The following is a 23519-nucleotide window of genomic DNA, read 5'->3' as shown; positions in this document are numbered from 1 at the left end:
GTCCGCCGTGGCGACCTGATCAGCCTTGGACCTCTCCGAAGGTCGGCGCTCTTACACCACCTCTCGGGGCACTACCCGGCGTCCTTGTTGTCACCTCCACGCCCATCGCCAAAAATCTTTCGCAGGCTCGGGGCCTGCCGCCGCATCGGCAACCATTTGTTGTCGACCCATTCCGTCGCGGCGCTGGTCGTGGGGTGCACGACAAGGCTATCGAGCGGTCCATACTCATGCCAGGCACCAACCACCGGATTGACGATCGAAACTGTCTTTCCCCACTGGGCGCTGCCCCGGATCGTTACATCCCGCGCCGGGTGCTCGGGGCTGAGTACTTCGTGGATCTCGCGCAGGAATGGAAACCGCTCAATCCGGAATGGTCCGGGCATCGGCGAGCGTTCGTCGAACTCGATATTCTCTTCGCACCAGCGCGTAATGTCGGGCGGCGGCGGCGGGGCCATGGCCCCCGACATCGCGGCGAGCACGACCCGCTCCGCTGCCGCCAGATAACCCTCAGAAGTCCGCATCGCGCTCATCGTCCGACATTTCGGCAGCAGCGGCCTCTTCGGCGAGGCCATCAGAACGTTGCCCGCGATGAGCGCGCCAGACATCCAGAAGGCAGCGCCTCACCTGAAGGTAATCAACCCCCAGCTCATCCGCGACCCGTCGCGCCCCATCCCGCAGCATCGTCTCAAACTGGGCAACCTCTTTTGCCAACTGCCTGCGCACTTGCGCTTCGACGCTCGACGCCAGGACGAAGCGGCCGGCATCCTCCGCATTCTGCCGACGCAGACGCCGGGCCTCTTCCTCGACCTTTTGCGTCCGCGCCAACTCATAGCGGTCCGGGTCTTGTCGCGTGAGTTGACTGGATTCGGCGGGCCGTTTTGGTTCTGGCTCATCGCGACCGGCCGCAATGTCGCGAAGCGCGCGCTTGGTCTGCGACCCGTTCCCCATCAGCTGACCCGGATCGAGCCGCCCTGAAAGTTTCTCGGCCACCTTCGACAGGTCAAACCGGCGAGCGCGTCCGTCACCGTCATAGCATCCGGCAAGCTGGCCTTTCGAAACCATCTGGCTGATCCGGCCTTTGGAAAGGTTCAGCTTCCCCGCCAGCTCTGTCGTGGTCACCCGATCGCCCATGCTGCCTGGTCCATCGCCTCTCTAAACCGTTTCCGGCTCGTTAAACTATTGTTTCGTTTAGGCTTTGCTGAACGTTTACCGCTGCAAAACCTCTGCGCTATGCCGCCCCGTATACGCACAGCCCCAGGAAGGACCCGCCGGGAAATTTCTCTCCGACAAGTTCAGCCTGCTTTTCGGAGTGTAAATCTCGTGCCTTACGCAGATTGCGGCATGGCCAGCGTCAATCGGATCGCTACAGTCCGCCCGTTGAAGCCAAAGGAGTTCTCAATGCTGGTTCTTCACCTCGCCGCTGGGCGAGCCTGTTGATCGCCCTTGTTGCAGCCGCTTTTGCGCTGAACGCCGGGGCCATCCCCCTGACCTTGGGGTGGGCCATCGCAGGCCTTTCAGCCTTTGCGTGTTGAAGGGCATCGAAAAGATCATCCTGATCCTCGATGACATCCGCCACCAGACCCGCAAGAGAGAATAGCGCCTCGAAAGGGGCGCAGCTCCAAGATCTTCATGTCGCCACTGCGTCGCACTCTGCGTTGCGGGATTGGCTATCGCCTCGTCCGCACGCTCGGGTCCACGGTGTTGCCCTTCCGCGCCGTAACGCGTGATTACCTCGATGGCAGGGACCGCTCTGGATCGTCCTGGCACAATCGGTAAGCGTGCCGTCGCGGGGCTGTCAACGAGAAATACACAGCCCCGCAGCCGTGCTTCACCACTGCTCAAGGCTTGCAGTGGCCAGCGTCACCACCTGTTCACGGCCAAAAAAATCAACCAATGCACGTGCTTGCGGCCCATCTACCCCGATCACGCGGGCCTCGAACCCATCGAACGGCCCACATGCAATACGCATCCTGTCGCCAATCGCGAATTCATGCCCCGCGCGCATGTACCGATTCATCTCGGGCGACAAACGACCACCGCCCCATTGCCGCATCAGGGCGACGATACGCTGCTCCGGGATCCGGAGCGGACGCCCGTTCACGCCGAACGGCGCGTCGATCACGTCGAGCGCCGCCAGCTCGTGCCAGCGGCTCGCACCCGCCTGCCACCCGACGAACATCCAGCCGGGTATCAGCGGGAAAGACCGCAGTTCCTTCTCGGCAGAGAACTGGTTCTTGCGCCGCCAGTCCTTGCGCACCGGCAGGAACACCTCGAACCCGGCGCGGCGGCAAAGCAGTTCTGGAACGAAGACGCGGGTCCCGGTTCCCGTAACGGCCCTGACACGCGACCGACCACGACGGTCGACGTATGCCTCCCTCTCGGCCCCGATCACGCAGGTTGTGCGCCCAGGATTGTGCTTCACGCGGAAGCGCACCGCGAACCAATCCATCGCCATGGCCTCGACCTTCCCGTGCATCATGCCTCACCCCCCGTGTTCGGCATCGCCGCTGTTTGTCCGCTGCCCTCGCCGACGAGCGCCATCGCCCGCCCTTCGATCCCGTTGTGCCAGGCGAGCCACTGCAGATCGTCCGCACTCGCCACACCACGACGCTCCCGGTCACGGCGCACACGGACGTCGCTGTCGAGCCCGTGCGCCTTGTCCCGGATCGCGCGCCGATCCCCGTCAGTGAGCGGTGGACGCTTGAACTTCTCCCAGAACAGAAACAGGGCCACCAGCGCGCCATCCCGGACGGCCTTGGGTCCCTCGACGGATGCGAACCACCGGCGCATCGCCGGGATCTCTTCGATCGGCCTTGGGGCAATCGCCTCCGCCAGCGCTGTGATCGTGGCCATGCGGGGCCATCCGCGTCGGTCCTTGCCTTCCCCGCGGGTCCGGAGCGCCGCGCACAAGGTTTCAAGCTGCTCATCAGCCAGATACCCCATCCCGTCGCACAGCGCGGCCATGAAGCCATTGAACCGATCCGCCCGCATGTCGCCGGGCTTGCGAAACCCCCACTCGGTCAGCGGCTCGATCAGGATACGCCGCACCCGGTCACGCTTCGTTTCTGCGATGGTCTGCCCCTCGGTCATGCTCTACCCTTTCTCAGCCCAATTCCGCCCGCTCACGCTCTTCGGGCGTCAGCAGGTTCGCGGCGATGATGTGATCAATGATCCAGATCTGAAGCCCGTCGAAGGCGTCAGCGTGTCCACTCCGAAACCGCTCAACGGCGCGTTGCGAATCGCGGATCACCATCGGGTTGTCGGAGAGATTTCGAGGCCGGTCTGTGGCCCCATGGTTCTTACATGGTTTATCTATATAATAGGGGGGTTCAGATTTGACCCCTTTTCCGTTCAAATTTGACCCCTTTTGTTTTTCTTGACAGCCCTGATCTGAACCCTTTTCCGACCCAGAAAAGGGTTCAGGGTTATCCCCTTTTTTCGGCACTGATCTGGCCCCTTTTAGGGTCACGATTCGGGCGCGCGTCAGAAAGCCGTATCCGCTGCGATTGCCCCGACCGCGACCAACCACGCGGGTGATCCACCCGGCGTCGATCAACTCGGAAATCGCCCGCTTTAGGGTCGACCTGCTGCGGCCTGTAGCGCGCTCAAGCTCGGCCAGACCGGGGTCACATTGGGCAGTGTGGCGGTTGGCATAGCGCATGGCCAGAACGTGTGCGACGACCTGCGCCTGCGCCCCGAGGGACGCATCGCTGATCACTGCATCGACCCAGCCAAAGCGTAGCCGCTCCCAATCGCCGGGCACGATCAAGTGGCGCCCTTCGGGGGCGACAAGCTCATATTCTTTCGCTGTGCTGCTCACGCCTGCACCCATCCGATAGTTCCCGCCATCTCAGACGCCACGCGCCCGGCGGAGCTGGTCATGCGCCTTGCCAGCCAACAGGGCCGATACCTCACGCGACAACGCGTCACGCGCCGCGTCGAAGGCCACATCGTCACAAGCATCGCGCGCGGCCAGAACCAGTTCCGCGGCCTCTATGGCGCGGCCAAGGCGCGCGGACCGTGGGCAGAAGCGCAGCGAGCACTCCAGGGCCGCGAGAAGATCCCCGCACAAGCGCAGACCGCCGCGATGCAGCACCATGGCCGATGCAGCGATGACAAGGTCCTCGCCTGCGCTCATGTCAGCGCACCCATCGCCCGCGTGACAAGCGGCTCGGCAGCCCGCAGGATTTCGACCCGCGCCGTGTCGATGGCAAAAGCACCGCGAACCGTTTTTTCCACCAAGTCGGGCCTTGAAACATCCGGCGAGACCAGCGTCGGCGACCCAGGGACCGGCCAATCCGCCCTTTTACGATTGGCGGGCAGATCGAGCCGCAGGCGCCGCCGGTTGAAGGTGCTCGGGTGGCAACCGCAGACGCCGGCGGCCTCGATATCGCTAAGCCCCTGGGCGTGCAGCTCGCGGATCGTGTCGTCCGAAATCGCGGGGGGCATTCCGGGCAACGCATGCGATCTCAGGCCCAACGCCCGCCGCCGCCGCCCATAATAGGCGACCGAGATCCCGATCTCTTCTGCCGCCAGCTTGTCGATCAACCCTCGCTCATGCGTCGAGCGGATCACTTCATCGCTGAACTTCGACGGAACCCCGGACCTCTCCACACGAAATCCGTTCTCTGCCCTGATACGGCCAATGGTTGCGCGCGAGCACCCAGCCTTCTCTGCGATGTCCGCGATCGGGGCACCCTGCTTGCTCAAGTCCAAAATGAGCCGCGCACGCTTGCTGGCCGCTTCGAGTGTTTTGGTCATTCTACCCATGCCTCCACTGCATCCGCCAGCGCGCGCAACTGGGCTGCCAGCTCGGCGCGCTCAGCGGCGCTGTCACAAAATCCGTTGGTCAGAACCCGGCAGGCCGCGCCCATCTCGGGCGCTGTGCGCAGTGCCCAGGGCCGCGCGCCGCAAGCGCTCTGCATCAGGTCAAGCTCGAGCTGCCCGAGGGGGAAGGCCCGGCGCCGCACAATGGCCAGAGGCGTTGCGGTGCTCATTGACGCCACCAGCCGCGCGGCATCCCGCCATCGCAGTTCTCGGCCTTTGCACAAACACAGACCGACCTCTGTGCCGCGGCGCAGGCCTCCGCGAATTGCGCCTCCGCACGGTCGACGCGATGCAGCGATCCCGATACCCGACCCTTGGTCAGGCCTAGTTCGCGCGCCGTCGCCAGCGCCGACATCCCGCACCGATCACGCCGATCCAGCATCTCGAGCAGGGTTTCATCATCCTCTCGCGTAAAGAAATTTGCCCGCGCAACCATCAGTCGGCCTCCTCTGAATCAAGGCGCGCATCCGTGACGATCGCGTCGATGGCCTCTGCGATCGTGCAGTTCATGCGCAGCGCCTCACGCTCCAACCAGATGCGGTTTTTCGTTGCCCTTGCCGGAACCCTCAACGCGCGCCCGAACGTGACGCCCTCGCGCCGCGCAACGACACGGACATATGCCGCCGAACAGCCTGCGGCCTCGGCGATTTCGAAACAGGTCCGCTCCGGGTCCGCTGTGAACTCGCGCATCACGGCGCGCCTAAGATCGCCGCGTGACATCGCTCAGCTCCGCAAAAGGCCTCCCGACGCCGCACACGCCGGGAGGAAGTCTGACAGGAGGGACACAGCCGATAGCCCCTGGGGGGATACGATGACGCGCGGGGCCGCCCGACCTCTGGGGAGGAGATCAGCCGGGCGAGGGACAATGCCCCGCGCGCCATGCCACGGGGGGCCTCACACCCCGCCCCGCTCGGCCCCGAAGCGGCAACTACACACGGAGCGCCAATCATCCGGCGCGCCGCGCATCTGCGAGGAGCACATCGGAAAGATGGCTCATGAACCCGGGCCGCTCGAGCACCGCGATCATCACCTTGTCGGCAGTCGGTCGGGTGCTGGCGTTCCACCAGTTCCACGCGGTGCTGTTGCGCACCTCAAAGTACGCCGCGACATCTTCGGGGCGGCGGAATTCGACCCTTAGCCAACCAGACCAGATGTCGGCGGCGATCACCTGGATCCTGTATCGGTCCAGATCTTTGGACCGCGACCCGAGTCCATTGCGCGATTCAGGCTCAGAGCATGGATTCGATACAACCAGTTTTAGATGATCACTCACGCCGCTTCCTCCTGCGGCGGGTTCGCCTCGATGTAGGCCTTCAGCCGATCCACGCGGATCATGGTTGGGCTGGACTCACCTGCCCGCCACGACTCCCATTCCTTCCAGCCCGCGCCGATGGCCTCACGCAAAACCCACTGGGGCTTCCGGTTCACAGAAGCCGCGTAGGCTTCGACGTATGCGATCAAATCTTCCATGCGCAAAGTTACGGGGTATATTTCCCCCATATTACAAGGGTAAACTTACGCCATGCCACAAACCTATCGCACTAGGTATATTTTACCCATGTTCCGAACCTTCAAAGAGGCGCTGGCATCTGCCCTAAGCGTGACTGGCCGCTCCCTCCGCGAGGTTACGGCCAGCGCTGATGTGTCCTACGAGCAATTCAAGGGATTCCTTCAAGGTAAAAGCCGCAGCACGAATGTTGATGACGCCATTAAGGTCGCGCACGCGTTTGGCGTGAGCATGGAAGCCTTCATGGCCGGACAGATCAGCAAGCCAAGCACCATCGCAATAGCCGGAAAAGTTGGCGCAGGCGCTCAGGTTCCCGTGTTCGATGCCTACGCCAAAGGCGACGGCCCCCAGGTCGAATGCCCGCCCGGCCTATCTCCGCACGGCATCGTCGCAGTCGAGGTCGAGGGCGACAGTATGGAGCCGATGTACAGCGCAGGCGATCTCCTGTTCTACACCCGCCAAACCGACAACGGCATCCCCAGCGACGTAATCGGCCACCGCTGCGTGGTCGAGGATGAGGACGGCATGGGCTGGGTCAAACAGGTGAAGGCGGGCGACGAGCCGGGCCTGTTCCACCTGATTTCACTGAACCCCGGCGCACAGACAATGTGGAACAAGCGGCTGAAATGGGCGGCGCGCGTGCGACTGGCATGGCCCTCTGATCTGGCAAGGAAGGTGTAACCTTATGCAAGGTGAAGCAAATGACTGACAAACCCCAAAAGCCAACATCGATGACAGATGGCGCATCACCCAAGCCGATCATCCGAAGCGCAAGCCCAAGAGGCACAACCCCGCCTGGCGCCAGCGCCTCCCCGAACAGGATGACCAGCACCTCAAAGCCGCCACCGAAGAAGTAACCTATTTCATTCGGATGTTGACCCGCGCAACGTGGCTTGCTGGGATGTATGTCATTCTCGTCCCCATGAGCTCGTCATTGATGCCGGTGCGCTCCTCCTCTCTTCCGTCGCTCAACTCTTCTTCCTCTACGACCATAACGACCGATCCATCTCCGCCGAGATACAGCCCACCCCATGGCGCGTCGTGATACTTCGAGCGATCGTTCATATAGAGCACCCGACCACCGACGGTATGGACCGACACTTGGCCCACGCGTCGGTCAGTCTGGACAATGCCAGACCATGCGCCATGCGCACCGTCATCGCGATGTACGCCAACGCTCCCCACGCACCAAAGCCAGCCCTTCCGTCCCCACTTGCGCCAAAGCCCCGCACTTAGCAGGCTCGTCACGAAAGCAGCGATGAAGCTGGCGACCAGACCGAACCGCTCAAGAAGTACGAACGCGAGCATCGCGAGCGAAGCGAACGCAAGAGAGATGAATACAGCATCTGTCGCCGCATGATCACGCCGGAACCCCGCGTACGCAGTGACATAGCCTAAGTACCCTGCAGCGAGAGCTGCCTGCAAAGACAGCGAAAGATCGAAAAACTCTGTGGTCAGCATCTGACACCTCCTGAATTGGATCTAGCACGGAATTCGAGGAATTTCTCGGTGCTCACCCCCGCCCGCCCCGAGCCAGGCTTTTTGCTGTGCGCCATACCATGCAGCGCACCCCGCTCTAGCCATGCCAAACGCGACCAGCAACTTTTATGGGGGAATTTTACCCCTTTTTATTGACAGGGGTAAAATTCCCCTGCATCTTGCATAACCATCAACCCCGATGGAGGCAGCGATGCTCATTCCCAAGAAATTCACAGTACTTGCCAAGACGCTCTGCACCCCGGAACTTTCCCATGGCTGCCCGGCGGCGCTGCAATCCGCCTGGCTTGACGCCAAGGCCGCCCGCGGTCAGCCGCTCAGCGCCCGGCAGGTCGCACGGCTGGATGCGATGCCCAGCCACCTTCCCGGCCACGCCGCCATCCCCGACGCCCCCTTCGTCGAGGTGATCGTCGAAGGCGACCCCGATCCGCTGCCCCCTGCCCCCAGTGCGAACCCAATTGATGCCGCGCGAATCCGGGCGCTGCCCCGCACGCGCGCCGTCATCTCGCGCATGTTCGGCGGCGATGCGGCATGAACGCACCCGCGCAGCAGATCGCGGCCGGCGCGCTGATATCCGCAGAACAGCGCGCCACGTTTCGCAAATTTGCCGATCACATCGCCGCCGCCGAAGCGCAGATCGGCATACCCCTGCCCCAGAAGATTGCCGCCGACATCGCCGACATGGCACCGCGCCACGGTATCAGCATCACGATCACCGCCACCCATGCGCGCCTGCGCGCCGCAAACATCGGCGTCGGCGCGGGAACATTGCCCGACCTGCTGAGTGCGTGGCGCGCCAGATACCAGGAAACCCAGCCATGACCCACGGCCCCAGACACGGACCAATCGAGCACGAAGATCTCGCGCGCTGGTATGCCTGCGAGGTCATGGCAGACGCGGCACTGTACGACATCACCACCGTCGCGTCGGCCTGCCGATTGGTCCTCGATCATCCGCAGGCAACCTTTTCCGATCACCAGACCGCGCGGCGACTGCTGGCCTCGATCAGAGACCGCGCCGCCTGACCCATCGGTCAGCGCCCCCACGCTGGGGGCGCCTTCCAATGAGCCAGACAGGAGAACCTAGCGATGACCAACCCCGACATCCGCACACCAGAGGCACTGACCTCCTACCAGAGCGGCGACAAGCTCGACGCATGGAGTGTCGAGCCCGCAAGCATCCTTTGCCCGCCGCACCGTTCACCTGATCCGGAGGACAACACCGTCGCGGCCGCCGCGTGGTACATCATCATCGCCCTTCTGACGATCATCGGGCTGGCGACGTGGCTGGCGTTTCGCATGTGGCCGGTGCTGGCATGAACCCGGTCATGTGGATCCTGCCCGGCGCCGGCATCACCGCGCTGCTGGCATACGGTGTGGCCGAAGGCATCAGCGCGCTTGTGGGGTGGCTCGGATGATCCGCCCTTTCAAAGTGCTAATCGGCTGCGCGACATCCTGCGTTGCCCTCGATGCGTTTCTTGCCCTCGGACACGATGCTTGGCAGCGTGATATCCTGCCAGCCGACAAGCCGAGAGGTTGAGATCATGGCAAAAGCAGCAGCCCCTTCCATGCCGACTCCGCGGCAGATTGAGGACGCGTGGAAGGCAGTCAGAGCCCTCGAACCTCGCGCCCGCATCGTGTCGGTCGGCCCGGACGGCGTGAAATTCGGCTATGACGCTGACGAGTATCGCGGCAAGCAGGTAACATCGCTCAAGCGATACGGTGAAAAATGACGCCCCCGAACCCATTCCCCGGCTGGTACTCCGAGCAACTGCCTTCGGGCAACACTCGGCATATCGTCCGAATGAAAGGGCGAAAGGGTAAAAGAACCACCGTGCCAGTTGGTCCGGAACACCCCGATTTCCTTGAACACTACCGCGCCGCGCGCGTCGGCGAGAAATGGCAGGGAGAGCCAGCAGCGCCAGAGGTCCCGCGCGAAAGCCTTGACGGGCTGCGCCTGAGATACCTGGCGCATCTTGAGAAGATGGTAGAGGGCGGCAACGCCAGCCCGTCCACACTCAAGCAACGCCGCAGCTTGCTCAGTCGCCTCTGTGTCCACCTCGACGATGATGGTGACCGCTACGGCGACCTGCATCTGGATCTTCCCCAGCACGCCCTCGTCCGTGTCCGCAATGCGCGCGCCGCAACGCCGGCTGAAGCCGACAACATGATGAAGGCGGCGAAGGCGATGTATACCTTCGCAATCGAAACCGGCGCCATGGAGAACAACCCGGCGCAGGGCATCGCGAAAATCCACAAGAGCAAGGGCGGCACAACGCCGTGGACAGCCGCCGACATGCGACAATTCGCAAGCTCGCATCCTCCCGGCAGCATGGCATTTCTGTGGCTCACGCTCGCGATGTTCACCGGCGCGCGCATCGGCGACCTATGCCACCTCGGGCGGCATCATGAGGTGACGCGCAATGGCGCGGTATGGTTGGAGTGGCAGCCAGGAAAGAAGGGCAGTGCGCCCGTCTCGATGCCAATCCTGCCACCATTGCTTCGGACGATCCGGGCGATGCCGGTCGTTGGCCCCGCCTACCTGCTTTCGGAGCGCGGAAAGCCGTTCAAGAATGTCGAAACACTGAGGACCCGCGTGCGCCGCTGGTGCGATGACGCCGGGCTTCAGAATCGCTCCTCGCACGGGGTGAGGAAAGGCATGGCGACCATGCTCGCGGAGGCCGGGGCCAACGAGCAACAGATTGGTGCGGTGCTGTCTCACACCCAGCCATCCACAACGAGAATTTACACGCAGACAGCCCAGCGGAGCGTACTTTCGCAGCAAGCCTTGTCGAGCATTTCAAACATCGTTTGGGGCTGAGGTGCCCCACGCCCAATTTTCCGTGTGGCACTTATCGTCAAAAACGAAGCAAAATCAGGGGTGTTTTTGTGATATGGTGCCCCCACACGGACTCGAACCGCGGACCTACTGATTACAAATCAGTTGCTCTACCAGCTGAGCTATAGGGGCACCTTTGGCACGGTGCACCCCGATGGGGCGACCAAGGCGCTGACGAGCGTTTAGCAGAGCAAATTCCGGCGGGCAAGACCGGCTGGAGCGTCTGCGCGCAGAATTCTACGCCCGGTGCGAGGCACCTGCGGGCAGCGCGCCTGGCCTGCGCAGGAGGCTCTGCGCAAGGGCCAATTGCATCACGGCCCGTCTCATGAAATGTAGGACAAAACAGAATTGTGTGGACGTCATGATCCTTTACCCAGCCATCGACCTCAAGGACGGCAAGGCCGTGCGCCTGCTTCGCGGCGACATGGACAAGGCCACGGTCTTCAATGACAACCCCGCCGCGCAGGCGCTGGAATTCGTCGCCGCCGGGTGCGAATGGCTGCATCTGGTCGATCTCAACGGAGCCTTCGCTGGCGAGCCGGTGAACGGGGCCGCAGTCGAAGAGATCCTGCGGCTGACCAACACCCCTGCCCAGCTTGGCGGCGGCATCCGCGATATGGCCACCATCGAGATGTGGCTCGAGCGGGGGCTGGCGCGGGTGATCCTTGGCACCGTCGCGGTCGAGAACCCGGCGCTGGTGCGCGAAGCCGCCGCCGCCTTCCCCGGCAAGATCGCGGTGGGCATTGACGCAAAGGATGGCATGGTCGCCACCAAAGGCTGGGCCGAGATCACCGATGTCGACGCCGTCGAACTGGCGAAAAGCTTTCAGGATGATGGGGTTGCGGCGATCATCTATACCGACATCAACCGCGATGGCGCGATGCAGGGGCCCAATGTCACCTACACTGCGGCCATGGCGCAGGCGGTGACCATTCCGGTCATTGCCTCGGGCGGGGTGTCCTCGATCAGGGATCTGAAGGCGTTGCGCGATTGCGGCGCGGCGCTGAACGGTGCGATTTCGGGTCGGGCGCTTTATGATGGCGCAATCGATCTCAAGGAGGCGCTCGAGGCGCTGCGCTGAGGAACGCGGCGGGGCACCCTGCCCCGCCACGCCAATGCCTCAGCCGATGTCGAAGGTCACGCCCTGCGCCAGCGGCAGCTCGCGGCTGTAGTTGATGGTGTTGGTCGCCCGCCGCATGTAGGCGCGCCATGCATCCGATCCGGATTCGCGCCCGCCGCCGGTTTCCTTTTCACCGCCGAATGCGCCGCCGATCTCGGCCCCCGATGTGCCGATGTTGACGTTGGCGATGCCGCAGTCAGAACCGCGCGCCGACAGGAAGGTTTCCATCTCGCGCAGGTCGGTGGTGAAGATCGACGAGGACAACCCGCCTCCGACAGCGTTGTGGGCCTCGAGCGCGGCATCGAAATCGCTGTATTTCATCACATACAGGATCGGCGCAAAGGTCTCGCGCAGGACCGGGCCGTCATGAACCGGCATCTCCACGATGGCAGGCTTGACGTAATAGGCCGCCTCGCCCTCGACCGCCTCGCGGCTGCCGCCATGCACGGTGCCGCCCAGCTCGGCGGCCTCTTTCAGCGCGGCGGTCATGCTGTCGAACGCCGCGCGGTCGATCAGCGGACCAACCAGCGCGCCAGAGGTCAGCGGATTGCCGACCGACACGCTGGCATAGGCCTTTTTCAGCGCTGGCACGATCTGGTCATAGACGCTTTCGTGCACGAACAGGCGGCGCATGGTGGTGCAGCGCTGCCCGGCGGTGCCCATGGCGCCAAAGGCGATGGCACGCAGGGCCATGTCCATGTCGGCGCTGGGGCAGACGATGCCCGCGTTATTGCCGCCCAGTTCCAGAATGCAGCGCCCGAAGCGGGCTGCGACCTTGGGGCCGACGATGCGGCCCATGCGGGTCGATCCGGTGGCCGACACCAGCGCAACCTTGGGGCTGTCGGTCAGCGCTTCGCCCAGTTCCGGCCCGCCGACCAGCACCTGCGACAGCCCCTCGGGCGCATCGCCAAAGCGTTCGACAGCACGCTCGAACACCGCCTGCACAGCCAGCGCCGTCAGCGGGGTCTTTTCCGAGGGCTTCCACAGCACCGGATCGCCGCAGACCAGCGCCAGCGCCGCGTTCCAGCACCACGGCGCGCAGGGGAAGTTGAACGCGGTGATGATGCCAACCACCCCCAGCGGGTGCCATGTTTCCATCATCCGGTGGCCGGGACGCTCGGTGGCGATGGTCAGACCGTAAAGCTGGCGCGACAGGCCCACGGCGAAATCGCAGATGTCGATCATCTCCTGCACTTCGCCCAGCCCTTCGGAGGGTGATTTTCCCGCCTCGATCGACACCATGCGGCCAAGGTCTTCCTTGGCGCGGCGCAGCTCTTCGCCGAACAGGCGCACCAATTCACCGCGGCGCGGCGCCGGCACCATGCGCCAGCTCTTGAAGGCGGCGCTTGCAAGATCCACCGCGGCCTGCGCATCGGCGGCAGAGTGCACCGCCAGCGTCGCCACGGTCTCGCCGGTAACGGGCGAAACCACGGCCATGCCGCCCGCCACGTCCAGCGCGGCAGGGCTGCCGCAGGCGTCCATGGTGCGGGCGGTCAGGGCGTTGAGAGGTTCGGTCAGCATCGAAAAGCTCCTTCGAATGGCATTTGGAGCAAAGCCTATCACCGAAGCGCCGCAGGGCGCCAGCAACTGCCCCACGCCCAGCGCGCATGGTTGCCCGCAAGTGCACAACACGCTACCTGCTGCTCACTTCGCGAGGGACAGGGCGCATGGTCAGAATTCTCATCGTCGACGACGACGCAGACATGCGCGATCTGCTGCGCTTCGAGTTGACCGCACAGGGCTGGCAAATCGGCGAGGCCGAGTGCGCCGCGCAGATCGGCCCGGCGATCAAGGCCGCGACGCCCGACCTGATTCTGCTCGATCTGCGGCTGCCCGATGGCGACGGGCTGGCCATCGCCCAGCGCCTGCGGGCCGGATCGCAGATTCCGATCATCATGCTGACCGGCCTTGGCGGCGATGTCGATCGCATTCTCGGGCTAGAGATGGGGGCCGACGATTATGTCGTCAAACCGTTCAATCCGCGCGAATTGGTGGCCCGGATCAAGGCGGTATTGCGCCGCTCGGGCGCCGCGCAGCCTCCGGCACTCGATCACGACCGGCGCGGCTTTGCCGGCTGGGTGATCGACTTTGATTCGCGGCAGCTGAAAAGCCCCGGCGGCGCGCAGACCGCGCTGACAAACGCCGAATTCCTGCTGCTCGAGGCCTTCGTGAAATCGCCGCGACAGGTGCTGTCGCGCGACCAGCTGCTTGAGCGCACCCGCAGCGATGGCGGCGAGGTGTTCGACCGCACCATCGACGTGCTGATCCTGCGCCTGCGCCGCAAGATCGAACCCAACCCAAAGGCGCCGACCCTGATCCGCACCGAACGCGGCGCGGGCTATGTGTTCGATACCGAGGTGACGCGGCTCTGATCCTCAAGCGCGCGGCGGACCGAGCTGGCAAGCAGCTCTTCGGACACCGGCTTGCGCAACAGGGGCGAGAGCCCTGCGGCAGCCCCCCCCGAGGTATAGAGCACCGCAAGATCGGGCCGCATCCGCCGCGCCGCCTGCGCCAGTTCGCCGCCGCTCATGCCGCCGGGCATCGAGACATCGGAATACAGCAGGTCAATCTCGGGGATCTCTTCCAGCAGCTCCAGCGCCTCGGGGGCGCCCCGCGCCGTCACCACCGCATAGCCCAGCCGGCGCAGCTGTTCGCCGGTCACCTCAAGCAGGTCGGCATCGTCGTCGACCGCAAGAATGCAGGCGTCATGCGGCAAGTCGGCAAACTCGGGCGTCGGGGTGTCGCCCAGCTTCGACACCGGCAGATGCAGGGTGATGCAAGCGCCCGCAGCCGATTCAATCTGCACGCTGCCGCCCGACTGGCGGGCAAAGCCATAGACCATCGACAAGCCCAGCCCGCTGCCCTTGCCCACCGGCTTGGTGGTGAAGAACGGCTCGAACACCTGCGCGGCCAGCGCCTCGGGGATGCCCGGCCCGGTGTCGGAGACGCTGAGCGCCACCATCTCGCCCGCCGGGCGGGTTGCAATGGTGATCTCGCCCTGCCCGCCCATCGCATCGCGCGCATTCACCGCAAGGTTCATCAGCGCCGCCTCGAGCTGGCCCGGATCGACGCGCAGCTTTGCCAGTCCCTCGGCCAGATCCATGCGCAGGCGCACCCCGCTGCCAAGGCTGGTCTCGAGCAAATCGGCCATGCCGAGCGCCAGCGCGTTGACGTCGACGTTTTCCGGCGCAAGGCGCTGGCGGCGGGCAAAGGTCAGCAGGCGGTTCACCAGCCCCGCCGCCCGTTCCGCCGCGCCCTGCGCTCGGCGCACCCGGCCCTTGAGCGGCTCGGGCACCGTCTCTTCGCGGGCGAGGATGTTGAGATTGCCAAGGATCACCGCAAGGATGTTGTTGAAATCATGCGCGATGCCGCCGGTCAGCAGGCCAACGCTTTCCATCTTCTGCGCCTGTAGCAGCTGGCTTTCGGTGTTCCGCTGTTCGGTGACATCCATATGGATGGTGGCAAAGCCGCCGCGCGGATTCGGGGTCGAGCGCAGTTCGATCACCCGCCCGCCGGGAAAGCGCAATTCGTGCCGGTAGGCCTGTGTCATCCGCCGCTGCGACACCCGGTCAAGGGGCAGCTCCTCGCCGCCCGGCAAAAAGGCACGCACCCCCTGCGCGCGCAGCTGCCGGTTGATCCTCTCCAACGACGGGCGGTTGACCAGATCCGCCGCATCAAAGCCGTAAAGCGCGGCATATTGCGGGTTGAAGGCCCGCAGACGGCGGTGTTCGTCAAACACCGAAAAGCCATCCTTCATGGTCTCGAAGGTGGTCAGCAGCAGGCTTGAGCGTTCAGCCAGTTGCCGGTCGAGTTGCTCCATATGGACCGAGTTATCCTTGAAAACGGTGAAGGCGCGGGCAAGATCGCCGATCTCGTCGCGCCGCTCGGCGCCGGGCACCTGCGCGTCGCGCTCACCGGCGGCAAGGCGGGTCATGGCGGTGGTCACCCCGGCAAGGTTGCGCCCGAGCGGGCGGATCACCAACAGGTACGAGGCCAGCGCCGCAAGCAGGATCACCGTCAGCCCGACGGCAGCGAATTGCGAGCTGCGCGCAAGGATGGTCTGGCGCAGGCCCTGCGTGACGCTCGCCATGCGCTGTCCCGCCTCGATGGCACCGGCATCGACCATCCGCTTGAGCGTCGCGGCCCGGTCGCCGACCCCGGTCAAAGCGGTCTGGGCACCGGCCTGCGCCGCCAGCTCGCGCGCGCGCAGATCGAACAGCCCGCCCGGCGAAAGCTGCTCTGCAAAGCTGCGCGCCGCCGCCTCGGCCCCGGCGCGCAGCCCTTGCGGCAGCGCAGCCACCTGCGTCTCCAGTTGCGCCACGCTGCGGGCATAACCGGCACGGATCTGCGCCAGCCCATAGGCATCGGCCCCGCCCGCCCGCAGGATCGCCGCCGTTGCAAGGTTGGTCAGCCGTTCCACCGCCAGCAGCGGCGCTTGCGAGCGCACTGCGGTGCGCCATGTCCCCGGCTCGGCCAGCGCGTTGCCCGAGGTGATCGCCTCGATCGCAAGGATCGACGGGCCGATGAGCTGGCGCAGCTGGTCAATGTCGTTGAACATCCTGCGCCGGGCGAGTTCTTGCCCAGCGCCAAGCGCCCGGCGGTTGTCGAGCTGCGCGCGAAGCCGGGCCAGTTCTGCCGCGAGGTCCTGCGCCTCGGCGGGGATACGCTGCACGTCGGGCCGTACCGCATGCAGGGCTTCGGCCTGCGCGGTAAAGGCCGCAAGATCGGCATCGATGGCCGCCTGCGCCGCCAGCGTCGCCCGTTGCGATCCCGCCGCCATCAGCGACGCCCCCCGGCTTTGCAGCCGCTCGCCGATCCGCGCCAGTTCCAGCGCCGCCGTGACTTCGGGCAGGTCACGCTCTGTGACTTCTTCAGCGGCGCGACCGATGCGATTCAGCGCGCCAAGCGCCGCAACGCTTGCCACAACCATCGCAAGGCTCGATAGCGCCACGATCAACAGCATCCGCCCTTCGATGCCGCGCCATCTCATGGGGCGGTCTCCTTCAGGCCCATGGCTTCGCGGTAATTGCGCCCCTGTGCCGCGCGCCCCAGACGGTCGGTGATCTGATCCCATGCGGCAGCGGCCGAAGACAGCGCCTCTGACGGGGGCTTGCGCCCGTCCAGCACGGCGTCAAGCTCGGCATCGAGCACCGCCAGATAGGCCGGATACCCCGGAATACGCAGGTCGGGCACGGCATGGGGCGAGGCAAGGCTGTCGCCCAGAACATCCAGATAGCCCTGCGCCGCGCTGCCCATGACGCGGGCCCAGCCCGCAAGGTCTTCGAGCTGGGCCTTGCGGTAGGGGTTCAATCCCGACGCGCCGTCGCGCACATCCGCATCGGCGCGCGCCGGGTCCATCATCCAGCGGATGAAATCCCACGCGCCCTCCTGATCGGCGGCATCGGCAGGGACAGCGGCGATCCAGCCACCAAAGGCGAGGAATGGCACCGGCTGCGGCTCTTGCCGCTGCCATGAGGCCCCGGTCCAGACCCGGTCGCTGCCCGGCAGCACAAAGAACCCGGTGCGCCCCGCCACAGCCGACAGCCCGGGATCGGACGCATAGAGCCCGATGTCCGACCAGTCGACGGCCATCGCGGCCTCGCCAGCGGCAAAACGTGTGCGCACCTCGTGGCTGCCAAGATCCCCCGGCCCCGTGGCAATGGCCACAAGATACTGCGTCAGCGCCTCGACCCAGGGCGGGCTGTCGATGGCCGGGCGCATGGTCTGCGGATCAAAGAACAACGCTCCGGGCGAGCGGACCAGCGCGGCGACGTGACTGAACAGGTACCACAGCCGCTGCCCGCCCTGCGCCGATGCCTCGAGCGTGCCGTAGCGCACCTCGGGTCGGGCGGCGAAAAACTCTGCCAGCCGGGTGTATTCGACCCAGGTTCGCGGCGGAGCCAGCGCGCTGCCGGTCTGCGCGTGCCATGCAGCGGCGATGGCGGGGTCTTCGAACAAATCGCGCCGATAGGCCCCCATGTGCAGATCGCCGTCCAGCGTCACCGCCTTCCACGCACCCTGCCAGCGCATCAGCGTGTCGCGAAAGGCCGGGGCGATGCCCTGCACCAGCGGGCCGCTCACCAGCGCCTCGGGAACCTGCGCAAGATAGGGCGCGAAATCCGGCAGCCAGGCGGCGGGAAAGATCAGCACATCCGCCCTGCTGCGCCCGGTGACAAAGCCCAGCATGATCTCGGCGTAAAGCCCATCGAAGGGGCGCCGCACCACCTGCACCGGCGTGCCCGTGGCGGCGGTAAAGCTTGCGCCATGCATCTGCGCCGGCCCCGCGATCGGCTTGCCATCGCGCGTCAGTACGGTGATCGCCTGCGCAGCCCCGCCAAGGCAGGCAAACGCGGCCCATATGACAAATATTACAATCCTGTCCATGCTGCGCGACATACTCTGTTCATCTGGCGGGTGCCTCTGACCGCGCGACCATACTGACACGCGCAGGCCAAGGAGAACACCGTGCTTACCCTGACAAACGATCTCGTCGCGATTGGCAAGAGTGCCACCGACAAGGCCGATGCCATCGCACAAGCCGTGGATCTCCTCACTGCCGCTGGCAAGATCGATCCGCGCTATGGCGCATCGATGATGGGGCGCGAAAAGGTGGCGAACACCTTTCTTGGCAATGGCATCGCCATTCCGCATGGCCTGCCCAAGGATCGCGACCTGATCCATGACACCGCCATCGCGGTGGTGCAGCTGCCCGCCGGCGTCGACTGGGGCTCGGGCGAGCGCGCCCGGCTGGTGGTTGCCATCGCTGCGCGCTCTGATGAACACCTTGCCGTGCTGACCAACCTGACCGACGTGCTGGGCGATGAGGCCGAGGCTGAAAAGCTCGCCACCACGCTCGATCCTGCCGATATCGTGGCGCGCCTGACCGGGCAGGCCCCCTCGCCCGCCAACGATATCGCACCGGCGAGCGATCTGGACCAGTCCTTTACCGCGACCATCCGCGGGGCGCACGGGCTGCACGCCCGCCCCGCCACGGCGCTGGTCGATATCGCCAAACGCTTTGATGCCGAGATCCAGCTGCGCCATGGCGAGCGGTCCGGCAACGCCAAATCGCTGATCTCGCTGCTGCGCCTCGGGGCGGAAAAAGGCGCCGAGATCACCGTGTCCGCCGAGGGACCTCAGGCCGCGGAGGCACTGGATGCCCTGCGCGCCGCCTTCGCTGCGGGGCTGGAAGACGAAGATGACAGCGCCGGGGATGCGGCGGCGGGCTCGGCCCCGTCCGCCGTGGCGCTCGAATGGGAGGGCCATGTGCTGCCGGGGATCTCCTCCTCGCCCGGCTATGCGCTGGCCCCCGTCTTCCAGTTCCTGCGCGAAGATGTCACGTTTGACGAAACCGCCGCCGATGCCGTGGCCGAGCGCGAAAAGCTAGACGCCACGATCCAGACCGCCTGGCGCCAGCTTGAAGACCTCTATGAAGAGGTCTGGAAGAAAAGCGGCCCTGCCAAGGCGCAGATCTTTCGCGCCCATCAGGAATTCCTTGGCGACCCCGAAATGATCGAGGCCGCCGCCGGGCTGATCGCGCAAGGCCGCAGCGCCGCATCTGGCTGGAACGCCGCCTTTACCGAACGCGCCGATTTGCTGGCGGGCATGCATGACGCCACGCTGGCCGCCCGCGCCACCGATCTGCGCGATGTCGGGCTGCGGGTGCTCAAGCTGCTGGGCCGGGTGACGGGAGGCGCGCGCCTGCCCGACACGCCCTGCGTGCTGGTGGCCGACGATCTGACACCTTCGGATACGGCGCAGCTGGACAAGGCGCTGGTCAAGGGGCTGTGCACCGCGTCTGGCGGGCCGACCTCGCACACCTCGATCATTGCGCGTTCTCTGGACATTCCCGCTGTGGTGGGCGCCGGACAGTCGGTGCTGGACGTGGCCAACGGGACCCCGGCGCTGCTCGATGGCATGGGCGGCGCGCTGGTGCTAAGCCCGACCGACACCGATCGCAACTGGGCCGAGGCCGCGATGAACGACCTTGCCCGGCAGCGCGAGATTGAGGCGCGCGATCGCTACAAGCCCGCCATCACCACCGATGGCGCGCGCATCGAGGTTGTCGCCAACATCTCGGATGTGCCCGAGGCGACGGCGGCGATCGAGGCAGGCGGCGAAGGCGTCGGCCTGCTGCGCACCGAATTCCTGTTCGTGAACCGCGACCATGCGCCCAGCGAAGACGAGCAGGCGGCGATCTATTCGGCCATGCTCGACGCGATGAACGGCTTGCCGATCATTATCCGCACGCTCGACGTGGGCGGCGACAAGGAGATCCCGTATCTTCAGATGCCGGTCGAGGAAAACCCGTTTCTGGGCGAGCGCGGCATCCGCTTCTGCCTGACCCACGAGCCGATCTTCCGCACCCAGCTGCGGGCGATCTTCCGCGCCTCGGCGCGCGGCCCGGTGCGCATCATGTTCCCGATGGTCGCGATGACCGACGAGCTCGATGCCGCGCTGCGCATCGCCGAAGAGATCCGCGCCGAGGTCGGCGCCGAGCGCGCCGAGATGGGCATCATGATCGAGGTGCCCTCGGCCGTGCTGATGGCCCCCGAACTGGCGCAGCGCGTCGATTTCTTTTCCATCGGCACCAACGATCTGACCCAATACGCGCTGGCGATGGATCGGATGCACCCGACGCTGGCGCGCAAGGCCGACGGGCTGCACCCGGCTGTGCTGCGGCTGATCGACCAGACGGTGCAGGCCGCCAACGCGGCGGGCATCTGGGTCGGTGCCTGCGGCGGCGTCGCGGGCGATCCGCTGGGTGCGCGCATCCTCAGCGGGCTGGGGCTGGTGGAACTGTCGGTGTCGATCCCGTCGATCCCCTCGGTCAAGGCCGAGCTGCGCAGCCTGTCGATGGAGCAATGCCGCGACCTGGCACAGCGGGCGCTGGCCTGCCCCGATGCGGCGTCGGTCCGGGCGCTGGGGGCATCGCGATGAGCCGTCCCCGCATTGCCGCCGTCTCGCTGAATTCGGCCATCGACCAAACCGTGACCTGCCCGGGCTTTGCGCTCGACAGCGTCAACCGGGCCGCATCGACCCGCACCGACGCTGGCGGCAAGGGCGTCAACGTGGCGTCCTTTCTGGCCCGGTTCGGGCATGACGTTGCTGTCACCGGCCTGCTTGGTCGCGACAATGCCGCGCTGTTCGAGGCGCATTTCAAGGCCGCTGGCCTGCATGACGATTGCCTGCGCATCGATGGTGCGACCCGCACCAACATCAAGATCGTCGATCCCGACGCGGACACGGTCACCGACCTGAACTTTCCCGGCGCCCCCACCAGCGCCGCCGATCTGCGTGTCGTGGCCGAGCTGCTGACGGATCTGCTGCAAGGCGGGCTGAAATGGGTCGCGCTGTGCGGCTCGCTGCCGCGCGGGCTAAAGCTCGATGCCTATGCCGGGCTGGTGGCGCTGGCCAGACGCAGCGGCGCGAAGGTTGCGCTCGATACCTCGGGCGCGCCGCTGGAACAGGCGCTGCGCGCGGCGCCCGACCTGATCAAGCCCAACATCGACGAGCTTGGCGCGTTGCTTGGGCGCAGGCTGACCGGCCCCGATCAGGTGGTGGCCGCCGCGCGCGAGATCACCCGCAAGGGCATCGCGCTTGTTGCCGTGTCGATGGGCGCCGATGGCGCCGTGCTGGTGACCCCGCACGAAGCGGTACTGGCCGTGCCACCAAAAACGCAGGTGGTCAGCACCGTCGGTTGCGGCGATGCCATGGTCGCAGGGCTGATCCATGCCGACACGCTTGGCCTGTCACTGGCCGACAGCGCCCGGCTTGCCACCGCCTTTTCGCTCGGCGCTCTGGGCGAGATCGGCCCGCATCTGCCCGCCCCCGCACGCATCGAGGACCACGCCCGCGCGGTCACCGTGACCGTGCTCGAAGATCATACGAAAGGGAGGATCCACGCATGACCAGGATCGTCGCCGTGACGGCTTGTTCGACCGGCATTGCTCATACCCACATGGCCGCCGAGGCGCTGACGGAAACCGCCCACCGCATGGGGCACCAGATCCGCATCGAACGCCAAGGCGCAAACGGCACCGAAAACCCGCTGAGCGCGGCCGAGATCGCCGAGGCCGACGTGGTGCTTCTGGCCACCGACATCGGTATCGACGGCACACGGTTCGCTGACAAGCCGCTGCACCGGGCCTCCACGTCGGACACCGTGCGGCACACCGGCGCGGTTCTGCGCGCCGCGCTTGCACTGACAGGCGATCGCGTGCACGCGCCAGTCGAAGCGCCCGCGCCTGCGGCTGCCCCCGCAGCTGTGACACGGCTTGTCGCCATCACCTCCTGCCCGACCGGCATCGCGCATACCTTCATGGCGGCCGACGCGCTGAAAAAGGCCGGGGCCGTGCGTGGCTGGGACGTCGCGGTGGAAACCCAAGGCTCGGTCGGCTCGCAAAACACCCTGAGCGATGAGCAGATCGCGCAGGCCGACCTTGTGGTGATCGCCGCCGACACCCATGTCGACGACAGCCGCTTTGCCGGCAAGAAGGTCTACAAGACCTCGGTCGGCGCCGCCGTCAAAGGCGCGCCCAAGCTGCTGGACGAGGCCGTCGCCAATGGCACTGTGCTGGGCGGCAAGGCCGGGTCCGCGTCGCTGGCCGGTCAGGTCGCCGATGCCAAGGCCAAACGCTCTGCGAGCCGGTCCGGCCCCTATATGCACCTGCTCACCGGCGTCTCCTACATGCTGCCGCTGGTGGTTGCGGGCGGCCTGCTGATCGCGCTGAGCTTTGTGTTCGGCATCAAGGCCTTTGAACAGGAAGGCACGCTGGCCGCCGCGCTCATGGCCATCGGTGGTGGCGGCGCCTTCGCGCTGATGGTGCCGGTTCTTGCGGGGTTCATCGCTTTTTCCATCGCCGACCGACCGGGCCTGACGCCGGGCCTGATCGGCGGGATGCTGGCGGTCAACCTGCAGGCGGGTTTCCTTGGCGGCATCGTCGCCGGTTTCCTTGCCGGTTACGTGGCGCGCTGGCTGCGCGACACCATCAAGCTGCCGCAAACGCTTGAAGGGCTCAAGCCGGTGCTGATCCTGCCGCTGCTCTCGACCCTCGTGACCGGCCTTGTGATGGTCTATATCGTCGGCGAGCCGGTGGCCGCGATCCTTGCGGCGATGACCAGCTTCCTGCAAGGGCTTGGCACGACCAATGCCGTGCTTCTGGGCCTTGTGCTGGGCGGCATGATGGCCATCGACATGGGCGGGCCGATCAACAAGGCGGCCTATACCTTCTCGGTCGGGCTGCTGACGTCTGACACCTACGCGCCGATGGCCGCCACCATGGCCGCGGGCATGACCCCGCCGCTGGGCCTTGCCATCGCCGCATGGATCGCCAAGAACCGCTTTACCCGCGAAGAACGCGAAGCGTCGGGCGCGTCCGCCGTGCTGGGGCTGAGCTTCATCACCGAAGGCGCGATTCCCTTTGCCGCCAAGGACCCGGCCCGCGTCATCCCCGCGATCGTCGCCGGTTCTGCCGTTACCGGCGCGCTGTCGATGCTTTTGGGCTGCAAGCTGGTGGCCCCGCATGGCGGCATCTTCGTGCTGGCGATTCCCAACGCGGTGACCAACCTTGCCGGCTATGCCATGGCCATCGCCATCGGCACGGTGATCACCACCGCCCTGCTGATCGTGCTGAAAAAGCCGCTGAGCGCCGCTGACGCCGGGCTTGACGGCGACAAGGCCGCCGTGCCCGCCCAATGAGACCCCAGCGCGCCCCTTCGGGGGCGCGT

General features: G+C 65.6%; 28 protein-coding genes and 1 tRNA gene. 12 read left to right on the top strand and 17 right to left on the bottom strand.

Translation table 11 applies throughout. From position 1 onward, the window contains the following. Positions 1 to 71 precede the first annotated feature (71 nt). The 12 genes from Q4543_RS15080 to Q4543_RS15025 all read right to left on the bottom strand — a co-directional run bounded on the left by Q4543_RS15080 (position 72) and on the right by Q4543_RS15025 (position 6297). Positions 72 to 530 (bottom strand): phage terminase large subunit family protein, encoded by a 459-nt coding sequence (locus tag Q4543_RS15080; protein ID WP_303439412.1) that lies wholly within the window; start codon positions 528 to 530, stop codon positions 72 to 74. Further along, positions 508 to 1131: a hypothetical protein gene (locus tag Q4543_RS15075; RefSeq protein ID WP_303439410.1), complete on the bottom strand. Its 624-nt coding sequence runs from the start codon at positions 1129 to 1131 to the stop codon at positions 508 to 510. The genes Q4543_RS15080 and Q4543_RS15075 overlap by 23 nt, the downstream gene beginning before the upstream one ends. Positions 1132 to 1828: 697 nt before the next feature. Beyond that, positions 1829 to 2479: a transcription termination/antitermination protein NusG gene (locus Q4543_RS15070; protein ID WP_303439408.1), complete on the bottom strand. Its 651-nt coding sequence runs from the start codon at positions 2477 to 2479 to the stop codon at positions 1829 to 1831. Further along, positions 2476 to 3090 carry a hypothetical protein gene (locus tag Q4543_RS15065; protein WP_303439406.1) on the bottom strand — a complete coding sequence of 205 codons (615 nt, stop codon included), beginning with the start codon at positions 3088 to 3090 and terminating at the stop codon, positions 2476 to 2478. The genes Q4543_RS15070 and Q4543_RS15065 overlap by 4 nt, the downstream gene beginning before the upstream one ends. Before the next feature lie 13 nt (positions 3091 to 3103). Further along, positions 3104 to 3832: a helix-turn-helix domain-containing protein gene (locus Q4543_RS15060; protein ID WP_303439404.1), complete on the bottom strand. Its 729-nt coding sequence runs from the start codon at positions 3830 to 3832 to the stop codon at positions 3104 to 3106. Between the two features lie 18 nt (positions 3833 to 3850). After that, positions 3851 to 4138, bottom strand: a complete 288-nt coding sequence (locus tag Q4543_RS15055; protein WP_303439402.1) for a hypothetical protein — start codon at positions 4136 to 4138, stop codon at positions 3851 to 3853. Next, a complete protein-coding gene (locus tag Q4543_RS15050; RefSeq protein ID WP_303439400.1) occupies positions 4135 to 4761 on the bottom strand; it encodes a helix-turn-helix domain-containing protein in 627 nt (208 codons plus the stop codon). The genes Q4543_RS15055 and Q4543_RS15050 overlap by 4 nt, the downstream gene beginning before the upstream one ends. Continuing rightward, positions 4758 to 4997 carry a hypothetical protein gene (locus Q4543_RS15045; protein WP_303439398.1) on the bottom strand — a complete coding sequence of 80 codons (240 nt, stop codon included), beginning with the start codon at positions 4995 to 4997 and terminating at the stop codon, positions 4758 to 4760. The genes Q4543_RS15050 and Q4543_RS15045 overlap by 4 nt, the downstream gene beginning before the upstream one ends. Further along, on the bottom strand, positions 4994 to 5263 hold the full coding sequence (locus Q4543_RS15040) for a hypothetical protein (protein ID WP_303439396.1): 270 nt from the start codon (positions 5261 to 5263) through the stop codon (positions 4994 to 4996). The genes Q4543_RS15045 and Q4543_RS15040 overlap by 4 nt, the downstream gene beginning before the upstream one ends. Further along, positions 5263 to 5517, bottom strand: a complete 255-nt coding sequence (locus Q4543_RS15035; protein WP_303439394.1) for a hypothetical protein — start codon at positions 5515 to 5517, stop codon at positions 5263 to 5265. Before Q4543_RS15035 ends, Q4543_RS15040 begins: the two co-directional genes overlap by 1 nt. A 256-nt stretch (positions 5518 to 5773) precedes the next feature. Next, on the bottom strand, positions 5774 to 6100 hold the full coding sequence (locus tag Q4543_RS15030) for a hypothetical protein (RefSeq protein ID WP_303439392.1): 327 nt from the start codon (positions 6098 to 6100) through the stop codon (positions 5774 to 5776). Then, the gene (locus Q4543_RS15025; protein WP_216005226.1) at positions 6097 to 6297 is read right to left on the bottom strand and encodes a hypothetical protein; all 201 of its coding nucleotides are present in this window, start codon (positions 6295 to 6297) and stop codon (positions 6097 to 6099) included. Before Q4543_RS15025 ends, Q4543_RS15030 begins: the two co-directional genes overlap by 4 nt. Before the next feature lie 88 nt (positions 6298 to 6385). On the opposite strand from Q4543_RS15025, the gene Q4543_RS15020 reads away from it, so the two are divergent. Continuing rightward, complete coding sequence (locus Q4543_RS15020; RefSeq protein ID WP_303439390.1) at positions 6386 to 7015, top strand: S24 family peptidase; 630 nt, start codon at positions 6386 to 6388, stop codon at positions 7013 to 7015. Between the two features lie 177 nt (positions 7016 to 7192). Here Q4543_RS15020 and Q4543_RS15015 read toward each other — a convergent pair whose 3' ends face one another. Continuing rightward, the gene (locus Q4543_RS15015) at positions 7193 to 7795 is read right to left on the bottom strand and encodes a hypothetical protein (RefSeq protein ID WP_303439389.1); all 603 of its coding nucleotides are present in this window, start codon (positions 7793 to 7795) and stop codon (positions 7193 to 7195) included. Positions 7796 to 8024: 229 nt separating this feature from the next. On the opposite strand from Q4543_RS15015, the gene Q4543_RS15010 reads away from it, so the two are divergent. From Q4543_RS15010 to Q4543_RS14985, 6 genes are all read left to right on the top strand, one after another. Continuing rightward, positions 8025 to 8366 (top strand): hypothetical protein, encoded by a 342-nt coding sequence (locus tag Q4543_RS15010; RefSeq protein WP_303439388.1) that lies wholly within the window; start codon positions 8025 to 8027, stop codon positions 8364 to 8366. After that, positions 8363 to 8653, top strand: a complete 291-nt coding sequence (locus tag Q4543_RS15005; protein ID WP_303439386.1) for a hypothetical protein — start codon at positions 8363 to 8365, stop codon at positions 8651 to 8653. Before Q4543_RS15010 ends, Q4543_RS15005 begins: the two co-directional genes overlap by 4 nt. Then, positions 8650 to 8856: a hypothetical protein gene (locus Q4543_RS15000; RefSeq protein WP_303439384.1), complete on the top strand. Its 207-nt coding sequence runs from the start codon at positions 8650 to 8652 to the stop codon at positions 8854 to 8856. Before Q4543_RS15005 ends, Q4543_RS15000 begins: the two co-directional genes overlap by 4 nt. 63 nt (positions 8857 to 8919) lie before the next feature. Further along, on the top strand, positions 8920 to 9150 hold the full coding sequence (locus Q4543_RS14995) for a hypothetical protein (protein WP_216005220.1): 231 nt from the start codon (positions 8920 to 8922) through the stop codon (positions 9148 to 9150). A 224-nt stretch (positions 9151 to 9374) separates the two neighbouring features. After that, positions 9375 to 9563 (top strand): hypothetical protein, encoded by a 189-nt coding sequence (locus Q4543_RS14990; RefSeq protein ID WP_303439382.1) that lies wholly within the window; start codon positions 9375 to 9377, stop codon positions 9561 to 9563. After that, the gene (locus Q4543_RS14985; protein WP_303439381.1) at positions 9560 to 10651 is read left to right on the top strand and encodes a tyrosine-type recombinase/integrase; all 1092 of its coding nucleotides are present in this window, start codon (positions 9560 to 9562) and stop codon (positions 10649 to 10651) included. The genes Q4543_RS14990 and Q4543_RS14985 overlap by 4 nt, the downstream gene beginning before the upstream one ends. A gap of 74 nt (positions 10652 to 10725) precedes the next feature. Here Q4543_RS14985 and Q4543_RS14980 read toward each other — a convergent pair. Then, a tRNA-Thr gene (locus Q4543_RS14980) sits at positions 10726 to 10801 on the bottom strand. A 229-nt stretch (positions 10802 to 11030) separates the two neighbouring features. Here Q4543_RS14980 and hisA point away from each other — a divergent pair. Further along, a complete protein-coding gene (hisA, locus tag Q4543_RS14975; RefSeq protein WP_216005217.1) occupies positions 11031 to 11750 on the top strand; it encodes a 1-(5-phosphoribosyl)-5-[(5-phosphoribosylamino)methylideneamino]imidazole-4-carboxamide isomerase in 720 nt (239 codons plus the stop codon). Between the two features lie 39 nt (positions 11751 to 11789). Here the strand turns inward: hisA and Q4543_RS14970 are convergent, their stop codons facing one another. Beyond that, positions 11790 to 13310 carry an aldehyde dehydrogenase family protein gene (locus tag Q4543_RS14970; protein WP_303439378.1) on the bottom strand — a complete coding sequence of 507 codons (1521 nt, stop codon included), beginning with the start codon at positions 13308 to 13310 and terminating at the stop codon, positions 11790 to 11792. 146 nt (positions 13311 to 13456) lie between these two features. Between Q4543_RS14970 and Q4543_RS14965 the strand changes: the two genes are divergently transcribed. Beyond that, positions 13457 to 14161 (top strand): response regulator, encoded by a 705-nt coding sequence (locus tag Q4543_RS14965; RefSeq protein WP_216005215.1) that lies wholly within the window; start codon positions 13457 to 13459, stop codon positions 14159 to 14161. Here the strand turns inward: Q4543_RS14965 and Q4543_RS14960 are convergent. Further along, positions 14128 to 16779 (bottom strand): ATP-binding protein, encoded by a 2652-nt coding sequence (locus Q4543_RS14960; protein WP_303439375.1) that lies wholly within the window; start codon positions 16777 to 16779, stop codon positions 14128 to 14130. The two genes, Q4543_RS14965 and Q4543_RS14960, sit on opposite strands and share 34 nt — an antisense overlap. Continuing rightward, on the bottom strand, positions 16776 to 18173 hold the full coding sequence (locus Q4543_RS14955) for an ABC transporter substrate-binding protein (RefSeq protein WP_303439373.1): 1398 nt from the start codon (positions 18171 to 18173) through the stop codon (positions 16776 to 16778). The genes Q4543_RS14960 and Q4543_RS14955 overlap by 4 nt, the downstream gene beginning before the upstream one ends. An 81-nt stretch (positions 18174 to 18254) precedes the next feature. Here Q4543_RS14955 and ptsP point away from each other — a divergent pair, with 81 nt between their 5' ends. The 3 genes from ptsP to Q4543_RS14940 are packed head-to-tail and all read left to right on the top strand — an operon-like array spanning position 18255 to position 23490. Continuing rightward, on the top strand, positions 18255 to 20729 hold the full coding sequence (gene ptsP / locus Q4543_RS14950; protein WP_303439371.1) for a phosphoenolpyruvate--protein phosphotransferase: 2475 nt from the start codon (positions 18255 to 18257) through the stop codon (positions 20727 to 20729). Next, on the top strand, positions 20726 to 21700 hold the full coding sequence (gene pfkB / locus Q4543_RS14945) for a 1-phosphofructokinase (RefSeq protein WP_303439369.1): 975 nt from the start codon (positions 20726 to 20728) through the stop codon (positions 21698 to 21700). Before ptsP ends, pfkB begins: the two co-directional genes overlap by 4 nt. After that, positions 21697 to 23490 (top strand): PTS fructose-like transporter subunit IIB, encoded by a 1794-nt coding sequence (locus Q4543_RS14940; RefSeq protein WP_303439368.1) that lies wholly within the window; start codon positions 21697 to 21699, stop codon positions 23488 to 23490. The genes pfkB and Q4543_RS14940 overlap by 4 nt, the downstream gene beginning before the upstream one ends. Positions 23491 to 23519 lie beyond the last annotated feature (29 nt).

The sequence above is a fragment of the Salipiger sp. 1_MG-2023 genome, assembly GCF_030547555.1.
Lineage (GTDB): Bacteria > Pseudomonadota > Alphaproteobacteria > Rhodobacterales > Rhodobacteraceae > Salipiger.
The sequence above is the reverse complement of the archived record's forward strand: the minus strand, read 5'-3'. Positions and strand labels throughout refer to the sequence as shown.

Bases quoted from the DNA above. Each gene is read 5' to 3' on its own strand.
- Q4543_RS15080 (WP_303439412.1), bottom strand. From the start codon at position 530: ATGAGCGCGATGCGGACTTCTGAGGGTTATCTGGCGGCAGCGGAGCGG.
- Q4543_RS15075 (WP_303439410.1), bottom strand. From the start codon at position 1,131: ATGGGCGATCGGGTGACCACGACAGAGCTGGCGGGGAAGCTGAACCTT.
- Q4543_RS15070 (WP_303439408.1), bottom strand. From the start codon at position 2,479: ATGATGCACGGGAAGGTCGAGGCCATGGCGATGGATTGGTTCGCGGTG.
- Q4543_RS15065 (WP_303439406.1), bottom strand. From the start codon at position 3,090: ATGACCGAGGGGCAGACCATCGCAGAAACGAAGCGTGACCGGGTGCGG.
- Q4543_RS15060 (WP_303439404.1), bottom strand. From the start codon at position 3,832: ATGGGTGCAGGCGTGAGCAGCACAGCGAAAGAATATGAGCTTGTCGCC.
- Q4543_RS15055 (WP_303439402.1), bottom strand. From the start codon at position 4,138: ATGAGCGCAGGCGAGGACCTTGTCATCGCTGCATCGGCCATGGTGCTG.
- Q4543_RS15050 (WP_303439400.1), bottom strand. From the start codon at position 4,761: ATGACCAAAACACTCGAAGCGGCCAGCAAGCGTGCGCGGCTCATTTTG.
- Q4543_RS15045 (WP_303439398.1), bottom strand. From the start codon at position 4,997: ATGAGCACCGCAACGCCTCTGGCCATTGTGCGGCGCCGGGCCTTCCCC.
- Q4543_RS15040 (WP_303439396.1), bottom strand. From the start codon at position 5,263: ATGGTTGCGCGGGCAAATTTCTTTACGCGAGAGGATGATGAAACCCTG.
- Q4543_RS15035 (WP_303439394.1), bottom strand. From the start codon at position 5,517: ATGCGCGAGTTCACAGCGGACCCGGAGCGGACCTGTTTCGAAATCGCC.
- Q4543_RS15025 (WP_216005226.1), bottom strand. From the start codon at position 6,297: ATGGAAGATTTGATCGCATACGTCGAAGCCTACGCGGCTTCTGTGAAC.
- Q4543_RS15020 (WP_303439390.1), top strand. From the start codon at position 6,386: ATGTTCCGAACCTTCAAAGAGGCGCTGGCATCTGCCCTAAGCGTGACT.
- Q4543_RS15015 (WP_303439389.1), bottom strand. From the start codon at position 7,795: ATGCTGACCACAGAGTTTTTCGATCTTTCGCTGTCTTTGCAGGCAGCT.
- Q4543_RS15010 (WP_303439388.1), top strand. From the start codon at position 8,025: ATGCTCATTCCCAAGAAATTCACAGTACTTGCCAAGACGCTCTGCACC.
- Q4543_RS15005 (WP_303439386.1), top strand. From the start codon at position 8,363: ATGAACGCACCCGCGCAGCAGATCGCGGCCGGCGCGCTGATATCCGCA.
- Q4543_RS15000 (WP_303439384.1), top strand. From the start codon at position 8,650: ATGACCCACGGCCCCAGACACGGACCAATCGAGCACGAAGATCTCGCG.
- Q4543_RS14995 (WP_216005220.1), top strand. From the start codon at position 8,920: ATGACCAACCCCGACATCCGCACACCAGAGGCACTGACCTCCTACCAG.
- Q4543_RS14990 (WP_303439382.1), top strand. From the start codon at position 9,375: ATGGCAAAAGCAGCAGCCCCTTCCATGCCGACTCCGCGGCAGATTGAG.
- Q4543_RS14985 (WP_303439381.1), top strand. From the start codon at position 9,560: ATGACGCCCCCGAACCCATTCCCCGGCTGGTACTCCGAGCAACTGCCT.
- hisA (WP_216005217.1), top strand. From the start codon at position 11,031: ATGATCCTTTACCCAGCCATCGACCTCAAGGACGGCAAGGCCGTGCGC.
- Q4543_RS14970 (WP_303439378.1), bottom strand. From the start codon at position 13,310: ATGCTGACCGAACCTCTCAACGCCCTGACCGCCCGCACCATGGACGCC.
- Q4543_RS14965 (WP_216005215.1), top strand. From the start codon at position 13,457: ATGGTCAGAATTCTCATCGTCGACGACGACGCAGACATGCGCGATCTG.
- Q4543_RS14960 (WP_303439375.1), bottom strand. From the start codon at position 16,779: ATGAGATGGCGCGGCATCGAAGGGCGGATGCTGTTGATCGTGGCGCTA.
- Q4543_RS14955 (WP_303439373.1), bottom strand. From the start codon at position 18,173: ATGGACAGGATTGTAATATTTGTCATATGGGCCGCGTTTGCCTGCCTT.
- pfkB (WP_303439369.1), top strand. From the start codon at position 20,726: ATGAGCCGTCCCCGCATTGCCGCCGTCTCGCTGAATTCGGCCATCGAC.
- Q4543_RS14940 (WP_303439368.1), top strand. From the start codon at position 21,697: ATGACCAGGATCGTCGCCGTGACGGCTTGTTCGACCGGCATTGCTCAT.